The organism is Arhodomonas sp. AD133 (genome assembly GCF_051195215.1).
Taxonomy (GTDB): Bacteria; Pseudomonadota; Gammaproteobacteria; order Nitrococcales; family Nitrococcaceae; genus Arhodomonas.
In genome coordinates this window covers 14,507-30,758 of the sequence record NZ_JBNAZM010000021.1, presented here as the reverse complement: position 1 = coordinate 30,758, position 16,252 = coordinate 14,507, and the positions used below count along the sequence as shown (strand labels likewise).

Below are 16,252 nucleotides of genomic sequence, written 5' to 3'. Positions count from 1 at the left end.
GCATCCGAGGTGCATGACGTGTTGTTCAAGACTCTCTCGCGCTGGATCACCGCCACGATGCTCGTGGTCACGCTCGCCGTGCCGGCAACGGCAGCGGCCGAGCTGCTCGACCGCGTGGTCGCCGTGGTCAACGACGACGTGGTCCTGCTCTCGGAATTCCGCGAGGAGCTCACCGCCGCGCGCGCGCAGCTCGCCCAGCGCGACATCCAGGCGCCGCCCGAGGACCAGCTCCGCCGCCAGGTGCTGGACCGCCTGGTCATGCAGCGCCTGCAGCTCGATGCCGCCGAACGTGCCGGCGTCCGCGTGGACGAAGCCACCCTGGACGCCGCGGTGCGCCAGGTGGCACGGCAGAACGATCTGGACCTGCCGGGTTTCCGCGATGCCCTGCAACGCGAAGGCATGACCATGGCGGGCTTTCGCGAGCGGCTGCGGCGCGAGATCACACTGCAGCGCCTGCACCGCAGCGCCATGGACCAGCGTATCAATATCACGCCTCAGGAAATCGACCAGTTCCAGAGCCAGATCGCGGAGCGCGAGGTGGAATATCGCCTCCGTCATCTGCTGGTCGCCCTACCGGAGGCCGCCTCGCCGGAAGCCATCGAGTCAGCACGCGAGAAAGCCGAAGGCCTGCGCCGTGAGCTCACCGGCGGCGACGCCAACTTCGCCACCCTGGCCGCGACTCATTCGGACGGCCGCAACGCCCTCGAAGGCGGCGATCTCGGCTGGCGCCGCGCGGGGGAGCTACCCGCGGTGGTCGCCGGAAAGCTGAGCGACCTCCAGCCCGGTGACGTGAGTGACGTCCTGCGCACCCCTTCCGGCTTTCACCTGTTCAAGGTGGAAGACCGCCGCGACGCCGAGCGCCACGTGGTCACCCAGACCCGTGCCCGCCACATACTGATCCGGACCAACGAAGTCGTCAGTGACCAGGACGCCCGCCGCCGGCTCTCGGCGCTGCGCCAGCGCGTGCTGTCCGGCGAATCCTTCGCCGAGCTCGCCCGCGCCAACTCCGACGACAAGGCTTCGGCCACCGAAGGCGGCAGCCTCGGCTGGGTAACTCCCGGCAGCATGGCGCCGGAATTCGAACGCGTCATGCAACGGCTCGATCCGGGGGCGATCAGCCAGCCTTTCCGTTCCCGATTCGGCTGGCATATCGTTCAGGTGCACGAGCGCCGCGAGCAGGACACTACCGAGACCTATCGCCGCAACCAGGCCGCCCAGCAGCTGCGCCAGCGCAAGGAGGAAGAAGAGCTCGAGCTGTGGCTGCGCCAGCTTCGCGAAGAGGCATACGTGGACTATCGCCTGGAGGCGACCGGTAGCTCATGAGCAACGCTGCCCCCCCGACCCTGGCGCTGACCGTCGGCGAACCCGCGGGCATCGGCCCGGACCTGACCGCCATGCTCGCCGCTGATCCGCCGCCGGATTGCCGGCTCGTGGCGATCGGCGACCCCGCCGTGATCGAGGCACGCGCCGCGGTACTGGGTGTGGACGCACCGCTGACCGATTTCGCGCCGCGACACGCCAAGCCCACGCGGGGGATCGAGATCGTCGCGGTGCCCACGGAGCGAACCGTCAGCACCGGACGTCTCGATCCAGCCAATGCCGCGAGCGTGCTCGCCACCTTGAACGAAGCCGCCGACGGCTGCCTGGCGGGCCGCTACGATGCGGTAGTGACGGCACCGGTACACAAAGGCGTCATCAACGACGCCGGCATCGCATTCAGCGGGCACACCGAATATTTCGCCGAACGCACCGGTGGCGCCATGCCGGTGATGATGCTCGTCGCCGGTGATCTGCGTGTCGCTCTGGCCACGACCCACCTGCCCCTGCGAGCAGTGGCCGACGCCTTGACCAGGGAACGCCTGGAAGCCGTCGCCCGTATCCTGGACGCCGATCTGCGCACCCGTTTCGGCATCGCCCGGCCGCGGGTGCTGGTCGCCGGGCTGAACCCGCACGCCGGTGAAGGCGGCCACCTGGGCCACGAGGAAACGCAGATCATCGAGCCCGTGCTAGATAGCCTTCGCCGCGACGGGCTGGACCTGGTGGGCCCGCTGCCGGCGGATACCCTGTTCACGCCGCAGCACCTTGAAGGGGCCGATGCCGTGCTCGCCATGTACCACGATCAGGGCCTTCCCGTACTCAAGCACGCGGGCTTCGGCGAAGCCGTCAATGTCACGCTGGGATTGCCCATCGTGCGCACGTCGGTGGATCACGGTACCGCGCTCGACCTCGCGGGCAGTGGCCGAGCGCGTGACGGCAGCCTGCGCGCGGCCGTCGGCCAGGCCGCCGCTCTTGCCCGCCGCGCTCGCGCTGCCCGAACGGCATGAACCATCGTCCGCGCAAACGCTTCGGCCAGAACTTCCTCCACGACGGCAACGTGATCGCACGTATGGTCGCGGTCATCGGGCCACGCGAAGAGGATCGCATCGTCGAGATCGGCCCCGGACGGGGCGCCCTCACGGCACCGTTGCTGGAGCGCGTCGCCGCACTTTCGGTGATAGAGCTCGACCGCGACCTGATCGACGGCCTGGAACGGCTCTCTGCAAGACACGAGGGACGGCTACGGATTGTCCAGGGCGACGCCCTGGAGACGGATTTCACCGCCCTCGCCGACGGCGGCGCCCCACTGCGCCTGGTGGGCAACCTGCCTTACAACATCTCCACGCCGCTGCTCTTCCACCTGACCGAGGCCAGTGTGCCGGTGGCGGACCTGCATTTGCTGCTTCAGCGCGAGGTGGTCGAGCGAATGGCCGCACCGCCGGGCGACGGCACCTACGGCCGATTGTCGGTCATGGTCCAGTACCGTTGCCGGGTGGAGCCACAGTTTCATGTTCCCCCGGGCGCCTTCAACCCGCCACCGAAAGTGACGTCCACGTTCGTCCGGCTGGTCCCTCACACCGAGCCGCCCGTGAGTGTTCCCGACGAAGCGACGCTCAACGCCGTCGTCACCCGAGCCTTCGCCCAGCGTCGCAAGACCGTGCGCAACACCCTGAAGGGACTGCTCGCCCCCGCTGCCATCGAGCAGGCGGGCATCGACCCGACGCTCCGACCGGAACAGCTCACGCTCGAGGACTTCGCCGCACTCGCACGCGCACTCGGCCGCTAGCCCCGCCTGCCGGGAAGATGACGTGAAACGGAGGCCATCTTCCGTCGGGCGTTGCCCGTATTGCAGTCAGCGTACGCATGCGCCCCCATTCCCCGATGGGCGGCAGTGGATTACGCTGATGATGTCCAGCCAACGGGGAGGCAAACGGACATGACGGGGTATCAGCACATTCTCCTGGCCGCCGATTTCCAGGACGACAGCGCACGCGTCGCCGAGCGAGCGAAAGAACTCGCCAGCCGCTACGAGGCCCGACTCAGCCTGCTTCACGTCGTGGAGAACATGCCCGTGGAGCCGGGTAACGAGCTGATGATTCCGCCCACTGCCAATGTCGAGCAGGAGCTGCTCAACAACGCCGAGCGACGCCTGCGGGACCTGGCCTCGCGCCTGAGCGTGGCCGACGGGGACCACGAAGTCCGCGTCGGCCAGACCAAACGGGAGATCATCGACCACGCCGAGGAAAACGGCGTGGATCTGATCGTCGTCGGTAGCCATAGCCGCCACGGCCTGGCGCTGCTGCTCGGCTCCACGGCCAACGCGGTGCTCCACGGCGCACCCTGCGATGTACTCGCGGTGCGCCTATAAATAGCGACTGGCAAGCAGCAGGCACGACATTACAACAGAGGCGAGCGGCGACGGGACCGACAGCCCGCCTCTCGCGGCTTTCGACTTGATGCCTGCAACTCTGAACGCGCCTTCGCGCGTTCAGAGATACGGCACGAGTATCGACGCTGCGACGGCGATGACGACGGTGATCGTCAGCGACGCCAGCAGATCGGGCTTGCGCATAGACCGTCTCAAGGTTGCCTTCCCCCCTTGACCCGCGGGATGCTCTGACACTGGCCCCTTTGCGGGCAGCCCGGGTCGGGCTGCGTTGCAGGGTAACACACACGGGCCGCCGGACCACCAGCCGGGCGGCCGCAACCGGAGCAGTTACGGTGCCGAACTCCCTGAACAGACTCAGCCGATTGGGCCAGAGTGTATGGCTCGACTACATCGACCGCGGCCTGATCGACGACGGCGGACTCGCCGCCCACGTCCGTAACGACGCGCTCACCGGCGTCACCTCCAACCCGACGATCTTCGACAAAGCGCTCGCCGACGGCCGCCGCTACGACGCGCGCCTCGCCGCGCTCGTCGAGGCGCAGCCCGACGCCGATACCGAGACGCTGTTCTTTGCGCTCGCGATGGACGACATCCGTGACGCCGCCGACACCCTGCGCCCCGCCTATGAAGCCAGCGAGGGCCGTGACGGTTTCGTGAGCCTGGAAGTCTCCCCCATGCTGGCCCACGATGCCGACGCCACCGTCGCCCAGGCACTGTGGCTCGTCGAGCGCATCGACCGCGACAATCTGATGGTGAAGGTGCCGGCCACCCGCGCCGGGTTGCCCGCCATCGAGGCACTTGTCGCCCGGGGCGTGAACGTCAATGTCACCTTGCTGTTCGCCGTCGAGCGCTATCGCGAGGTCGTCGAACACTGGCTGCGCGGACTGGAATCCCGACTCGAGCGCGGACTCGAGATCGAGGGCATCGCCTCGGTGGCGAGCTTCTTCGTCAGCCGCGTGGACGCCGCGGTCGACCGGGAGCTCGAAGCCACCGACCCGGCCACGTTCGAAGCACTGCGCGGCCGCGCGGCGATCGCGAACGCGGCCACCGCGTACCGTCACTTCCTGGAGACGGTCGCCGACGAGCGCTATGCGCGCCTTGCAGCCGCCGGCGCCCAGCCCCAACGCCTGCTGTGGGCATCCACCGCCACCAAGAATCCCGACTACAACGACGTCCTTTACGTGGAGGGGCTCGCCGGCGCACAGACGGTGACCACCCTGCCGCCGGCCACGCTGGAAGCGTTCCGCGATCACGGCCGTGCCGAAGAAGCACTCACCTCGGCCATGGACGAGGCCGACGGCGTGCTTCGCGGCATCGCCGACGCCGGTATCGTTCTCGACGCCGTCACCGAGCGGCTGGAGCATGAGGGCGTCAGTGCCTTTGAGCAGAGTTACCGGCACCTGCTCGGAACGCTGGAAGAACGCCGCAAGATCCTGAACGCGGGCACCTAGGCGACTATGGGTTCACCTTTCGGTGCTGCTCTGCAACACTGAGATCCGGACCACAACGCCCGACCTTTTGCCGCCCTTCGGGAGGAGAGTGTGGCGACGTACGCGATCGGTGACATTCAGGGGTGCTACGAACCGCTGCAGCAACTGCTCGACCGGATCAACTTCGACCCGGCACGTGACCGGCTATGGTTCACCGGCGATCTGGTGAACCGGGGCCCCCAGTCTCTGGAGGTACTGCGTTTCGTACGCAAGCTAGGGCCCGCGGCGGACACCGTGCTCGGCAATCACGACCTGCACCTGCTCACGGTGGCCGCGGGCCACGTCCGCGCCAAACGCACGGACACGGTGACCGAGATCCTCGCCGCGGACGATGGCGAGGAATTGCTGGACTGGCTTCGTCACCGCCCTCTTCTCCACGAATCCGAGGAGCTGCCCGGGATCGTTCTCGCCCACGCCGGTATCGCGCCGCCATGGGGTCTCGCCACGGCCCGCACGGCAGCACGGGAAGTGGAGGCCCAGTTGCGCGGGCCCGACCACCGGGAGTTCCTTTATCACCTCTACGGCGACCATCCCTCGCGCTGGAGCCCGACGCTGAACGGATGGGATCGCCTGCGCTACATCACCAACGCCTTCACCCGAATGCGCTACTGCGCCCCCGATGGCCGGCTGCTGATGGACTACAAGGGCGACCCGGCGGCAGCCCCTGAAGGCTACTACCCTTGGTTCGAGCTTTCCGACCGGCCCCTGACCCGTGAGGGAGTGCGAGTGATCTTCGGACACTGGTCCACCCTGGGCCTGGTAAACACGCCGGAGATCCTCGCCCTCGACACCGGCTGCCTGTGGGGCGGATCGCTCACTGCGGTTCAGTTGGACGATGGCGGAGAAGTCACCGCCATCGGCTGCGAGACGGTGCTGGAGCCGGCACCCGGGCGCTGACCATATGCCCCCGTGGGGTTCCGGTGCTCAGCACTGTTTCCACCGGGAGCGAATTCGGGGTTGCATCTGACGGGGCGTTCCCGCCTATACTCTGCGCGGTGGTCAGACCAATATCCCGAACGACCACGACAAGCAAACGGGGACAGACAACCCCGTCCCGACAACAGCAGGAGGGGAGGCATACCTGCCATGCACAGCACCGAGCACACCCCGGTGAGAAATGCCGCTCGCGCAGCCATGGGGTTACTAACCTTTGCGACAGTATTGCCAGGTTTCAGTGGCCGTGTGCGCCGCTGTTCGCTTCGACAAGCCGTGGCGGTACGCCGCCACTGTGGGCTTGCGGTATCCCGAGTCACTCGCCTCGACGGTCAGTGGCGCGAGGAGTGTGGTGTAGCAGCTCTACATGAGCGACGAGCAACGCAGTCCACAGCGGCGCACACGGCCACCCGCAGGGCGCCACTGCGCGGCGCCTCGGCGGCGTTGCGCTCGCTTGACGTGAGCCTCGCCACGCCGGCGCTCACGCGCCTTGCCGAAACACCGCGCAGTGGCGCTGAAACCTGGCAATACTGTCGCAAAGGTTAGTAATCCGAAGCGGACGTTGAACGGTCATTCCCACGACTTCGATACAGTCCACAGTGACTCGGTCGCCCGTGTTCTCGTCCCATGTGTGAACTACGTCGACCATACTTGCCGAAGGGCGATCGGTTTCGCCCCGGTAGTTTCCCGGCGCCGGGCGGCGCCAACAAGCAATACGCAGTGACAGGAGGCAGAGTATGAGACTCGCAACCGGTATCGCGCGCTTCGCCGCCGTGGCGGTCGTCGGCGGGGCACTCGCCCTGGGCAGCGCCACGGACACCGCCGAAGCGCAGGAGCGGGTACGCTGGCGCATGCCCATCGCCTTCGCATCCAACCTCCCCGGTCTCGGCAGCCCCGCGCCGTGGGTGGCAGAGCGCCTCGGCGAGATCAGCGGCGGCAATATCGAGATTCGCGTCTCCGAGCCGGGCAAGATCGTGCCGCCGTTCGACATCCTCAGCGCAGTCAGCGACGGCAAGGTCTCGGCCGGCTACACCTGGATCGGCTACGACCAGGGCAAGATCCCGTCCATCCCGCTGTTCGCCGCCGTGCCGTTCGGGATGAAGCCGTGGGCCTACAATGCCTGGTACTACTTCCACGGCGGCCACGAGATGCTTCAGGAGGTCTATGCCAACGCCGGCTTCGACGTGCACGCCGAGCTTTGCGGCATCATCGGACCGGAGACCGCCGGCTGGTATCACGAGCCCATCGAGAGCCTCGACGACTACAAGGGGCTGAAGATCCGCTTTGCCGGCCTCGGCGGGCGGGTGCTCGAGAAACTCGGCGCTTCGGTGACCATGATGCCCGGTGGCGAGCTCTTCCAGGCGCTGGAGACCGGTACGCTGGACGCCACCGAATTCTCGCTGCCGATCATCGACCAGATCCTGGGCTTCGACAAGATCGTCAAATACAACCTCTTCCCGGGCTGGCATCAGCAGTTCACCGCGCAGTACATGCTCATCAACGGCGACGAGTGGTCGGGGCTGTCCGATACTCAGCAGGCCCAGATCAAAGTTGCCTGCCAAGCTGCCACGACCTACGGCCTGGCCGAGTCCGAGGCGAAGAACGGCGCGGTGCTCATGAAGTTCCAGGACCGCGGCGTCACCACCCAGCAAATCCCGCGCCCGGTACTCGAAGAGCTCAAGGAGGTGACCATGGAGGTCCTCGAGGAAGAAGCCTCGAAGGACGAGGACTTCAGGCGCGTGTGGGAATCCCAGAAGCAGTTCATGAAGGAATACGAGGTCTGGGACAAGCGGGCTTACCTCCCCGCGGATCTGTAAGCACGACAGTAACGACAACGTGAATGGCGGTCATCGGGCAGCAAGGCATGGAGTACGGAGTCGAGCATGACAGAGCATGAACGCACTCAACCCGAAGGCGACATCCATGTCCCGAAAGGGGAGCTCGACCTCCACCACCATACCGAGCTGCCCGAGACCGCCCTGTCCCGCACCCTCGATGGTCTGATCGTGGGTGTGGGGCAGGCCGCTTCCTGGCTCTGGCTGCCTGTGGTAGCGGTGATTCTGGTGAGCGTGATCTCGCGCTACGCATTCGGCCAGGGCTCGATCCTGCTCGAGGAGCTCTCCTGGCACATCTACGGCGTCGCCTGGCCCCTGGGACTCGCGTATACCCTCGCCACCGACGATCACGTGCGCGTGGACGTGCTCCACGAGCGCTTCAGCCTGCGTGCCCAGGCCTGGATCGAGCTCCTGGGACTAGTGCTGCTGTTGCTGCCTTTTCTCATTCTGAGCATCTACTACGGCGCACCCTATGCCTACGACGCATTCACCCGCGGCGAGGCGTCTCAGGCGCCTTCGGGCCTGCCCTACCGCTTCTTCCTGAAGTCCTTCATTCCGCTGTCGCTGGCGCTGCTCGCCGTTGCAGCCTTCGCGCGACTGACGCGCTGCACGGCCCTGCTGTTCGGCTTTCCGCGAGCACACCGCCGCGCGCCATCGCAGTGAGCACCAAGCACAACGCGCTACATTCAGACGTCGGGCCGGAGCGACTACAGTGAATCTCGAACAAATCCTCGTCCTTGCAATGTTCGCCACCTTCGCCGCCATCCTGCTGACCGGCTTTCCGGTGGCATGGGCGCTCGCCGGCACCGCGGTTATCTACGCGGTCGTCGGCCATGTGCTGGTCGCGCAGTTCAACGCGGATCTCTGGTTCAACTGGGGCAGCTCCGTGGAGCTGCTGCCCGAGCGCTTCTGGCCGCTGATCTCCAGCGACACACTGGTAGCGCTGCCCATGTTCATCTTTATGGGCATAATGCTCGATCGCTCCGGCGTGGCGGAGCGACTGATGCGCAACATGGTCACGCTCTTCGGCGCAGTTCGCGGGGGCTATTCGGTGACGGTCATCGTCATCGGCATGCTGCTTGCCGCGACCACCGGCATCATCGGCGCCTCGGTAGTGCTGCTCGGCATGCTCTCGCTACCGATCATGCTCAAGACCGGCTACAGCCGCTCGCTGGCGGTGGGCACCGCCTGCGCCACCGGCACCCTCGGCATCCTCATCCCGCCGAGCATCATGCTGGTGATCATGGCCGACCGGCTGGCGCGGCCGGAGACTTCCGTGGGCGACCTCTTCCTCGGGGCATTCTTCCCGGGCCTGCTGCTCGGCGCGCTGTACATCGGCTACGTCCTGATCCTCGCCTGGCTGCGCCCCGACATGGCGCCGCTACCCAAGGACAGGGTGAAGATCACGCCACGGGTCGTATTGAACGCGGTGCTGGCGGCGGCCCCCACTGCCGGGCTGATCCTCGCGGTGCTCGGCTCGATCTTCATGGGCATCGCCACACCCACCGAGGCCTCGGGGGTGGGAGCCACCGGCGCGATGCTGCTCGCGCTCGCCAACCGCCGGCTGAGCTACTCCGTCCTGCGTGACAGCCTCTATCAGACCACGCGCACGTCAGCGTTCATCTTCGCGATTTTCCTCGGAGCCACGGCGTTTTCGGTGGTCCTGCGCAACCTCGGCGGCGATCAGGTCATCGAGAACGCGCTTCTGGGGCTGCCGTTCAACAATTACGGCATCCTCGCGACCATTCTCTTCGTCACGTTTCTCCTCGGTTTTTTCCTGGACTGGGTCGAGATCACGCTGATCATCCTGCCGCTGGTCGCGCCGGTAGTGGAGAGTATGGGCTTCAATCTCGCCTGGTTCACGATCATGTTCGCGGTCTGCCTGCAAACCTCGTTCCTGACCCCGCCGGTGGGCTTCGCGCTGTTCTACATCAAGGGCGTATGTCCGCCGGAGATCAAGACCACGGACATCTACAAGGGCGTCGTACCGTTCATCATCCTCCAGCTTGTGGGGCTCGCGGCGGTGTTCTACTGGGAAGGCCTGGTGACCTGGCTGCCGAGCGTGGCGTTCAACTGATCGACATTTCGAGTTGCGAGCTGCAAGTGGCAAGCGTCGAGTTGCGCGGGGGGCCAGCGGAATGCTTCGCGTGCCCCCCCGCGCAACTCGACGCTTGGACCTTTCTGTAACACCGGTGGGTTACGACCCGGCCCCTGCACCCGTGCCTTTTGGCTTTTAGCTTTTAGCTTTTAGCTTTTAGCTTTTAGCTTTTAGCTTTTAGCCAGCGACTCCCCGACGCAGTCCACCATTCACGTCAACCAGTGGCCTCAGGCTCCGGGATCCCCAGCGAAGCCAGCCGCGACCAGTCGAACGCCTCGCCCGGGTCGCTCTTGCGCCCGGGTGCAACATGACAGTGGCCCACCACGCGCTCGGGGCGAATGGCCGGGTAGCGCCCCATGAGCCCTTCCAGCAGCGGCAACAGCCGCTGATACTGGTGCTCGCTGTAGGGACAGTCATCGGTGCCCTCCAGCTCGATGCCGATGGCGAAATCGTTGCACCTCTGCCTCCCGGCCAGCGACGACACCCCTGCGTGCCAGGCACGATGGTCGAGCCCGACATACTGCACCAGTTCGCCGTCACGGCGAACGAGCAGGTGACTCGAAACCCTCAGCCCCTCGATGGTGGCAAAGAAGGGGTCGGCCGCAGGATCCAGCGCGTTGGTGAACAGGCGATCGATCCACGGTCCGCCAAACTCGCCCGGCGGTAAGCTGATCCCGTGAATAATCACGGCATCCACCATCGTGTCGGCGGGACGCTCGTCCCAGTTGGGCGAAGGGCACCAGCGCGCCTCGGCTATCCAGTCGGTCTCGTGGTCGATGTGCACCGCCATCCCGTGACACTCTCAGTACGGCAATGCGCGAATGCTACCATTGCTTCATCACTACTGACCCGCGGCGACGGAGCAACGGCCGAGATGACCGCACGTCCCAATCGCCTCGCCGGCGAGGCTAGCCTGTACCTGCGCCAACACGCCGATAACCCGGTGGACTGGCACCCCTGGGGCGAAGAGGCGCTGGCTGCCGCGCGCGAGCGCGACTGCCCCATTCTGCTGTCGATCGGCTACTCCTCCTGCCACTGGTGTCACGTCATGGCCCATGAGTGCTTCGAGAACGAGGCGATCGCCACGCAGATGAACGCCGGGTTCGTGTGCGTCAAGGTCGACCGCGAAGAGCGCCCCGACCTGGACCGCATCTACCAGACAGCGCATCAACTGCTAGCCGGACGCGGTGGCGGCTGGCCGTTGACAGTGTTCCTGACCCCTGACCAGGTGCCCTTTTTCGCTGGCACCTATTTCCCCGCGGAGCCACGGCACGGGTTGCCGAGCCTGCCCCACGTGCTGGAGCGGGTCGGCAACGCCTGGCACGAGCAACGCGAGAGCATCGGCGAGCACAACGAACGCATGCGCGCGGCCCTCGACGAGCTACAGCAACCGCCGGCCGACGGCGACGCGACCACCGCCGAGTCGGCGTTCGGCGCGGCACGCGACCGCCTCGGGCAGGCGTTCGACGAGCCTTTCGGCGGCTTCGGCGCTGCCCCGAAGTTCCCCCAACCGGCAGTACTGCAGCGCCTGCTGCGTCATTACGCCGCCAATGATGACCGCCAGGCGCTGCACATGGCCTGTCACACCCTCCAGCGCATGGGCCTGGGCGGCATATTCGACCAGGTGGGCGGCGGCTTCGCCCGCTATTCGGTGGACCGCCACTGGATGATTCCCCACTTCGAGAAGATGCTCTCGGATAATGCTCTGCTCCTCGGCCTCTATGCCGACGCCTGGCAGATCACGGGCGACGAGCTGTTCGCCCGCATCGCCGACGAGACGGTGGAATGGCTGTTCGACGACATGCGCCTGCCCGGCGGCGCTTTCGCCACGGCGCTGGATGCCGATACCCCCGAGGGCGAGGGGGCCTATTACCTGTGGACACCGAAGGCCGTGCGCGAAGCACTGCCTGACGACGCCGCGGAGCTGGTGATACGCCGCTTTGGCCTGGACGAACGTGCCAATTTCCACGGACGCTGGCATCTCCACGTTCACGCCACGTTCTCGGAGCTCGCGGCGGGGTTGCGCCTGCCGCGGGACCAGGTCGTGGCCCTGTGGCAGCGGGCGCGGCGCCAGCTTCAGCACGTACGCGCGCAACGCGTCGCACCCGAGCGGGACGAGAAAGTGCTCACCGCGTGGAACGCGCTCACCGCACGCGGGTTGGCGCACGCGGGTCGGGTACTTGGCCGCGACGACTGGATTGACGCGGCGGCGGACACCCTGACGTTCCTCGACGGGCATCTCTGGCGCGACGGCCGGCTACTCGCCCGATGGGCTGACGGCGAGGCGGCACACCCCGCCTATCTCGACGATCACGCCTTCCTGCTGTGGGCATTGCTCGAACAGCTCGAAGCACGCTGGGAGCAACGCTGGTTCGTGCGCGCGGAGTCGGTGGCCAGCCTGATCTGCGAGCACTTCGAACACCCGAACGCCGGCGGTTTCTACTTCACGGCCGACGACCATGAGCGACTGATTCAGCGCCCCTACGGCTTCGCCGACGACGCCCTGCCCGCAGGGGCAGCCGTGGCGGCGCGCTGCCTGCAACGCGTCAGCGCACTCACCGGCGAGTCCCGTTACCAAGTCAGCGCCGAACGCGCGGCCGACGCCGCAGCAGCGGCAGTGACCGGGTTCCCGGAAGCGCACTGCAGCATGCTCGACGCGATCGACGAGATCACCGACCCCGGCGCCACGGTACTCATCCGCGCCACCGCCGGGGACGACACCGGTCGCTGGCGCCAGGCGGCGAGGGAGCACTTCGCCCCCAAGCGCCAGGTATTCGTCCTGGCGGACGGCGCACCGAGCGCGGTCGGCCCCGAACGCGGCGCACGCGTGTGTATCGGTCACCACTGCCTTCCCGAAGCAGCGACCGCCGAGGAGCTTGCTGACCGGCTGCGCCGATGAGTGCGTTGCGGGCCACCGCCCCCTTGTGGCTACTGGCTGCCGGCGTGGTCGTGGCGGGCTGGAGCGGTCCCGCCGCCGAGGCGCTGCGCTACGAACGCTCGGCGGTAACCCACGGCGAAGTCTGGCGGCTGCTCACTGCGCATCTCGTACACCTCGGTCCGGCCCATGCCGCACTCAACCTGGCGGCTCTGTTCATCATCGCCATGTGGGGAGTGCGGCGGCTGGGCGCCGCGGCCTGGACAGGCGCGGTGATCGCCAGCGCCGCCGCGGTCGGCCTGGGGTTGCTGTATCTGGCGCCACGAGTCGACTGGTACGTGGGCCTCTCGGGGATGCTTCACGGGCTGCTCGCGTACGTGGCGGTGCTCGCCATCGGAACGGACACTCTCGCCCTGCCGGTACTCGCGGCCATCACCGCCAAGGTGGCCTGGGAGCAGACGTTCGGACCATTGCCGGGCAGCGAGACCACGGCGGGGGGCCCCGTCGTGGTCGGCGCCCATTTTTTCGGCACGATTGGCGGCGCTGCGTGGGCGGTTCTGGCATGCTGTGTTCGGCGCGTAACGGCGCGCCTCATCCCGCGACCGCGCAGAGAACGTGACAATGACTGAAGCCGACGACGTCGCCGCACGCACCAGCGAGCTCGTAAGCCTGCCACGCGCCTGGCACCGCATCAGCGAGATGTTGGATGACGATCGCTACGGTGCCGCTGACATGGCCTCGGTGGTGGCCGCCGATCCGGGGCTCACGGCTCGCCTGCTACGGCTGGTGAACAGCCCCTTCTACGGCCTCCCCCGTCGTGTGGATACTGTCAGCCTCGCCGTATCCATACTTGGCGCCCGCGCCCTGCACAACGTGGTGCTGACCACCTCAGTGGCGAGTGCCTTCGATCGGATCGACACCCGCCTGGTGGACGTCGCCGATTTCTGGCACCACAGCGTCTATTGCGGGCTAATGGCCCGGCTGCTATCGCAGCGGCTGCAGCGCGGCGACGCCGAGCAGGCATTCACCGGCGGGCTGCTTCACGACATCGGCAAGCTTGCCATCTATCAGATACGCCCGGAAGCCGCTTCGGAGATCCTGCGGCGCCTCGCCGACAACGAGGCGGAACAGCCGCTGACTTTCCGTGACCTGGAGCTCGAGATCCTGGGCTTCGACCACGCCACCGTCGGCGCGGCGCTGTTACGTCAATGGCACCTGCCCACGGTCTACCGCGACATCGTGGGCTATCACCACACGCCCGGCGAGGCACCGGCCTCCGACGACGAAGTGTGCCTGGTTCACGCAGCCAACGCGTTGAGCAAAAAGGTGGAGCCGGGGCACAAGCTCACGACCGACGAGGCTGACCTGCCCGTGATCGACCCGGCGGCGGCCGAGCGTATTCCGCTGGAACCGGACATGGTCGCCGAACTCCGCATGGAGACGGACGTGCGCTCCATCGAGGTCTACGGCACGCTGTTCGGGAACTGAAGTCGGGACTCGCGCGCGGCGGCCCGGGGGCCGCCGCCGCGGATCAGGGTCGCATGACCCCGGAGGGAGAGCTCAGACCGGCAGATCCTCGCCGAACTCCGCCTCGTAGCGAGCGCGGAAGCCCTCCAGATCGAAATGGTGATTCTGGGTGCCGGAGGCAGCGATCTTGATCGCGCCCATCAGCGAGGCGATACGGCCGATGGTTCGCCAGTCCAGACCACGCCCCAGGCCGAAGAGCAGCCCGGCGCGATAAGCGTCGCCGCAGCCAGTGGGGTCAGCGACCTGCTCGGCCTTCGCCGCCGGGATCTCCAGACGCTCACCGCCGGTATAGATCCACGACCCCTCGCCGCCGCGTGTGACGATCAGCGCATCCACCTTGGCGGCGATGCCTTCCAGATCGAGCCCCGTGCGCTCCTGCATCAGGCGCGACTCGTAGTCATTGACGGCCACGTAGGTCGCCTGGTCGATGAACCGCAGCAGCGCATCGCCGTCGAACATCGGCAGACCCTGCCCCGGATCGAAGATGAACGGGATACCGGCCTCGTGGAACTGCCCGGCGTGCTGAACCATAGCGTCCGGGCCGTTGGGAGCAACGATGCCGATGGGGTCCGGATAGTCCGTGGGCACCTTGACCTGGTGTCCCTCGCCCATGGCACCGGGGTGGAAAGCGGTGATCTGGTTGTCGTCCAGATCGGTGGTGATATAGGCCTGGGCGGTGTAGTGATCCTCGAGGACCTTGACGTAGGTCTGCGGAATCTCCCAGCGCTCGAGCCAGTCGGAGTACGAGCCGAAGTCCGCACCCACGGTGGCGAGCGGCACACCCGTCTCACCGAGCAATCGCAGGTTGTAGACGATGTTGCCGGCGCAACCGCCGTACTCACGCCGCATTTCCGGAACCACGAACGCCACGTTCAGGATGTGCACCTGATCGGGCAGAATGTGATTCGCGAAACGATCCTTGAACACCATGATGGTGTCAAAGGCCACGGATCCGCTGATGATCGCGGTCATGCAGGGCTCCCTCTTTCGCCAAAACGGGCGCCACACGTGACCACAGTTGGACGCGAAGAGCAAGCCGCCGCGGCGAATTCGCACCGCGGCGGCGCCTGCGGATCACCCCCGCAACGCGGCCAGAGCGGCGTCATAGTCAGGCTCGTCGGCGATTTCCGGCACGAGCTGCGAGTGGATCACCCGGTCGTCGGCATCGAGCACAACCACTGCCCGGGCGGCGAGACCGGCGAGGGCGCTGTCCTCGATGAGCACACCGTAATCGCGGGCGAACTGGCGATCGCGCATCATCGACAGCGGCCGCACGTTACTGATGCCCTCGGCTTCACAGAAACGCGCCTGCGCGAACGGAAGATCGGCGGAAACAGTGAGCACGACGGTGTCTCCGAGCTCGGTGGCGCGCTGGTTGAACTGCCGTGCGGACGCCGCGCAGGTGGGGGTGTCCAGGCTCGGCACGATGTTGAGCACCTTCTTCCTGCCAGCGAAGTCGGCCAGCCCCACATCACCGAGCTCGCCGGTCGTCAGACGAAAGTCGGGGGCCTTGGCACCCACCGCCGGCAGCTCGCCGGACAGGCGCACGGGGTTGCCCTGAAACGTCACGGTCGCCATGAGAACCTCCTGGTCGGTTTGGCATGAGCCCGATACGGGCATGTGTCATTCCCTGCAGGCCCGGACCCACCCGGGTCACGGGCCGGGACAGCGGTTGCAGCGATTCACGGGAGACCGCAGCCGCCGCCGTCACGATGAACCCATGACTCGCGATCTGGCGTCGCTTCGGTCACGGATCAACCGGCCGCACCCTGTTACTGTCGCCCCCGG

General features: G+C 66.7%; 15 protein-coding genes. 12 read left to right on the top strand and 3 right to left on the bottom strand.

The window, feature by feature from the left end; all coding sequences use genetic code 11:
- Positions 1 to 18 precede the first annotated feature (18 nt).
- From ACPEES_RS12920 to ACPEES_RS12880, 9 genes are all read left to right on the top strand, one after another.
- Positions 19 to 1,323 (top strand): peptidylprolyl isomerase, encoded by a 1,305-nt coding sequence (locus tag ACPEES_RS12920; protein ID WP_435103912.1) that lies wholly within the window; start codon positions 19 to 21, stop codon positions 1,321 to 1,323.
- Positions 1,320 to 2,324 (top strand): 4-hydroxythreonine-4-phosphate dehydrogenase PdxA, encoded by a 1,005-nt coding sequence (pdxA, locus tag ACPEES_RS12915; RefSeq protein WP_435103911.1) that lies wholly within the window; start codon positions 1,320 to 1,322, stop codon positions 2,322 to 2,324. The genes ACPEES_RS12920 and pdxA overlap by 4 nt, the downstream gene beginning before the upstream one ends.
- The gene (gene rsmA / locus ACPEES_RS12910; protein WP_435103910.1) at positions 2,321 to 3,103 is read left to right on the top strand and encodes a 16S rRNA (adenine(1518)-N(6)/adenine(1519)-N(6))-dimethyltransferase RsmA; all 783 of its coding nucleotides are present in this window, start codon (positions 2,321 to 2,323) and stop codon (positions 3,101 to 3,103) included. Before pdxA ends, rsmA begins: the two co-directional genes overlap by 4 nt.
- A 150-nt stretch (positions 3,104 to 3,253) precedes the next feature.
- Positions 3,254 to 3,685 (top strand): universal stress protein, encoded by a 432-nt coding sequence (locus tag ACPEES_RS12905; protein ID WP_435103909.1) that lies wholly within the window; start codon positions 3,254 to 3,256, stop codon positions 3,683 to 3,685.
- Positions 3,686 to 4,038: 353 nt separating this feature from the next.
- The gene (gene tal, locus ACPEES_RS12900; RefSeq protein ID WP_435103908.1) at positions 4,039 to 5,157 is read left to right on the top strand and encodes a transaldolase; all 1,119 of its coding nucleotides are present in this window, start codon (positions 4,039 to 4,041) and stop codon (positions 5,155 to 5,157) included.
- Positions 5,158 to 5,247: 90 nt separating this feature from the next.
- The gene (locus tag ACPEES_RS12895; protein ID WP_435103907.1) at positions 5,248 to 6,093 is read left to right on the top strand and encodes a symmetrical bis(5'-nucleosyl)-tetraphosphatase; all 846 of its coding nucleotides are present in this window, start codon (positions 5,248 to 5,250) and stop codon (positions 6,091 to 6,093) included.
- Positions 6,094 to 6,866: 773 nt separating this feature from the next.
- Positions 6,867 to 7,946 carry a TRAP transporter substrate-binding protein gene (locus ACPEES_RS12890; protein WP_435103906.1) on the top strand — a complete coding sequence of 360 codons (1,080 nt, stop codon included), beginning with the start codon at positions 6,867 to 6,869 and terminating at the stop codon, positions 7,944 to 7,946.
- Positions 7,947 to 8,012: 66 nt separating this feature from the next.
- On the top strand, positions 8,013 to 8,627 hold the full coding sequence (locus ACPEES_RS12885; protein ID WP_435103905.1) for a TRAP transporter small permease subunit: 615 nt from the start codon (positions 8,013 to 8,015) through the stop codon (positions 8,625 to 8,627).
- Between the two features lie 49 nt (positions 8,628 to 8,676).
- Positions 8,677 to 10,041 (top strand): TRAP transporter large permease, encoded by a 1,365-nt coding sequence (locus tag ACPEES_RS12880; protein WP_435103904.1) that lies wholly within the window; start codon positions 8,677 to 8,679, stop codon positions 10,039 to 10,041.
- Positions 10,042 to 10,276: 235 nt separating this feature from the next.
- Here ACPEES_RS12880 and ampD read toward each other — a convergent pair whose 3' ends face one another.
- A complete protein-coding gene (ampD, locus tag ACPEES_RS12875; RefSeq protein ID WP_435103903.1) occupies positions 10,277 to 10,852 on the bottom strand; it encodes a 1,6-anhydro-N-acetylmuramyl-L-alanine amidase AmpD in 576 nt (191 codons plus the stop codon).
- 84 nt (positions 10,853 to 10,936) lie between these two features.
- Between ampD and ACPEES_RS12870 the strand changes: the two genes are divergently transcribed.
- Genes ACPEES_RS12870 through ACPEES_RS12860 form a run of 3 tightly spaced genes read left to right on the top strand, consistent with a single transcriptional unit; the run spans position 10,937 to position 14,425 of the window.
- A complete protein-coding gene (locus ACPEES_RS12870) occupies positions 10,937 to 12,961 on the top strand; it encodes a thioredoxin domain-containing protein (RefSeq protein ID WP_435103902.1) in 2,025 nt (674 codons plus the stop codon).
- Positions 12,958 to 13,566, top strand: a complete 609-nt coding sequence (gene rrtA / locus ACPEES_RS12865) for a rhombosortase (RefSeq protein WP_435103901.1) — start codon at positions 12,958 to 12,960, stop codon at positions 13,564 to 13,566. Before ACPEES_RS12870 ends, rrtA begins: the two co-directional genes overlap by 4 nt.
- Entirely contained in the window at positions 13,559 to 14,425 is an 867-nt protein-coding gene (locus ACPEES_RS12860; RefSeq protein WP_435103900.1) for an HDOD domain-containing protein, read from the top strand. Before rrtA ends, ACPEES_RS12860 begins: the two co-directional genes overlap by 8 nt.
- A gap of 72 nt (positions 14,426 to 14,497) precedes the next feature.
- Here the strand turns inward: ACPEES_RS12860 and ACPEES_RS12855 are convergent, their stop codons facing one another.
- Together ACPEES_RS12855 and tpx are read right to left on the bottom strand one after the other, a co-directional pair.
- On the bottom strand, positions 14,498 to 15,436 hold the full coding sequence (locus ACPEES_RS12855; protein WP_435103899.1) for a carbohydrate kinase family protein: 939 nt from the start codon (positions 15,434 to 15,436) through the stop codon (positions 14,498 to 14,500).
- A 102-nt stretch (positions 15,437 to 15,538) separates the two neighbouring features.
- Positions 15,539 to 16,042, bottom strand: a complete 504-nt coding sequence (gene tpx, locus ACPEES_RS12850) for a thiol peroxidase (RefSeq protein ID WP_435103898.1) — start codon at positions 16,040 to 16,042, stop codon at positions 15,539 to 15,541.
- Positions 16,043 to 16,252 lie beyond the last annotated feature (210 nt).

Bases quoted from the DNA above. Each gene is read 5' to 3' on its own strand.
- ACPEES_RS12885 (WP_435103905.1), top strand. From the start codon at position 8,013: ATGACAGAGCATGAACGCACTCAACCCGAAGGCGACATCCATGTCCCG.
- pdxA (WP_435103911.1), top strand. From the start codon at position 1,320: ATGAGCAACGCTGCCCCCCCGACCCTGGCGCTGACCGTCGGCGAACCC.
- ACPEES_RS12905 (WP_435103909.1), top strand. From the start codon at position 3,254: ATGACGGGGTATCAGCACATTCTCCTGGCCGCCGATTTCCAGGACGAC.
- ampD (WP_435103903.1), bottom strand. From the start codon at position 10,852: ATGGCGGTGCACATCGACCACGAGACCGACTGGATAGCCGAGGCGCGC.
- rsmA (WP_435103910.1), top strand. From the start codon at position 2,321: ATGAACCATCGTCCGCGCAAACGCTTCGGCCAGAACTTCCTCCACGAC.
- ACPEES_RS12870 (WP_435103902.1), top strand. From the start codon at position 10,937: ATGACCGCACGTCCCAATCGCCTCGCCGGCGAGGCTAGCCTGTACCTG.
- rrtA (WP_435103901.1), top strand. From the start codon at position 12,958: ATGAGTGCGTTGCGGGCCACCGCCCCCTTGTGGCTACTGGCTGCCGGC.
- tpx (WP_435103898.1), bottom strand. From the start codon at position 16,042: ATGGCGACCGTGACGTTTCAGGGCAACCCCGTGCGCCTGTCCGGCGAG.
- ACPEES_RS12860 (WP_435103900.1), top strand. From the start codon at position 13,559: ATGACTGAAGCCGACGACGTCGCCGCACGCACCAGCGAGCTCGTAAGC.
- ACPEES_RS12855 (WP_435103899.1), bottom strand. From the start codon at position 15,436: ATGACCGCGATCATCAGCGGATCCGTGGCCTTTGACACCATCATGGTG.
- ACPEES_RS12890 (WP_435103906.1), top strand. From the start codon at position 6,867: ATGAGACTCGCAACCGGTATCGCGCGCTTCGCCGCCGTGGCGGTCGTC.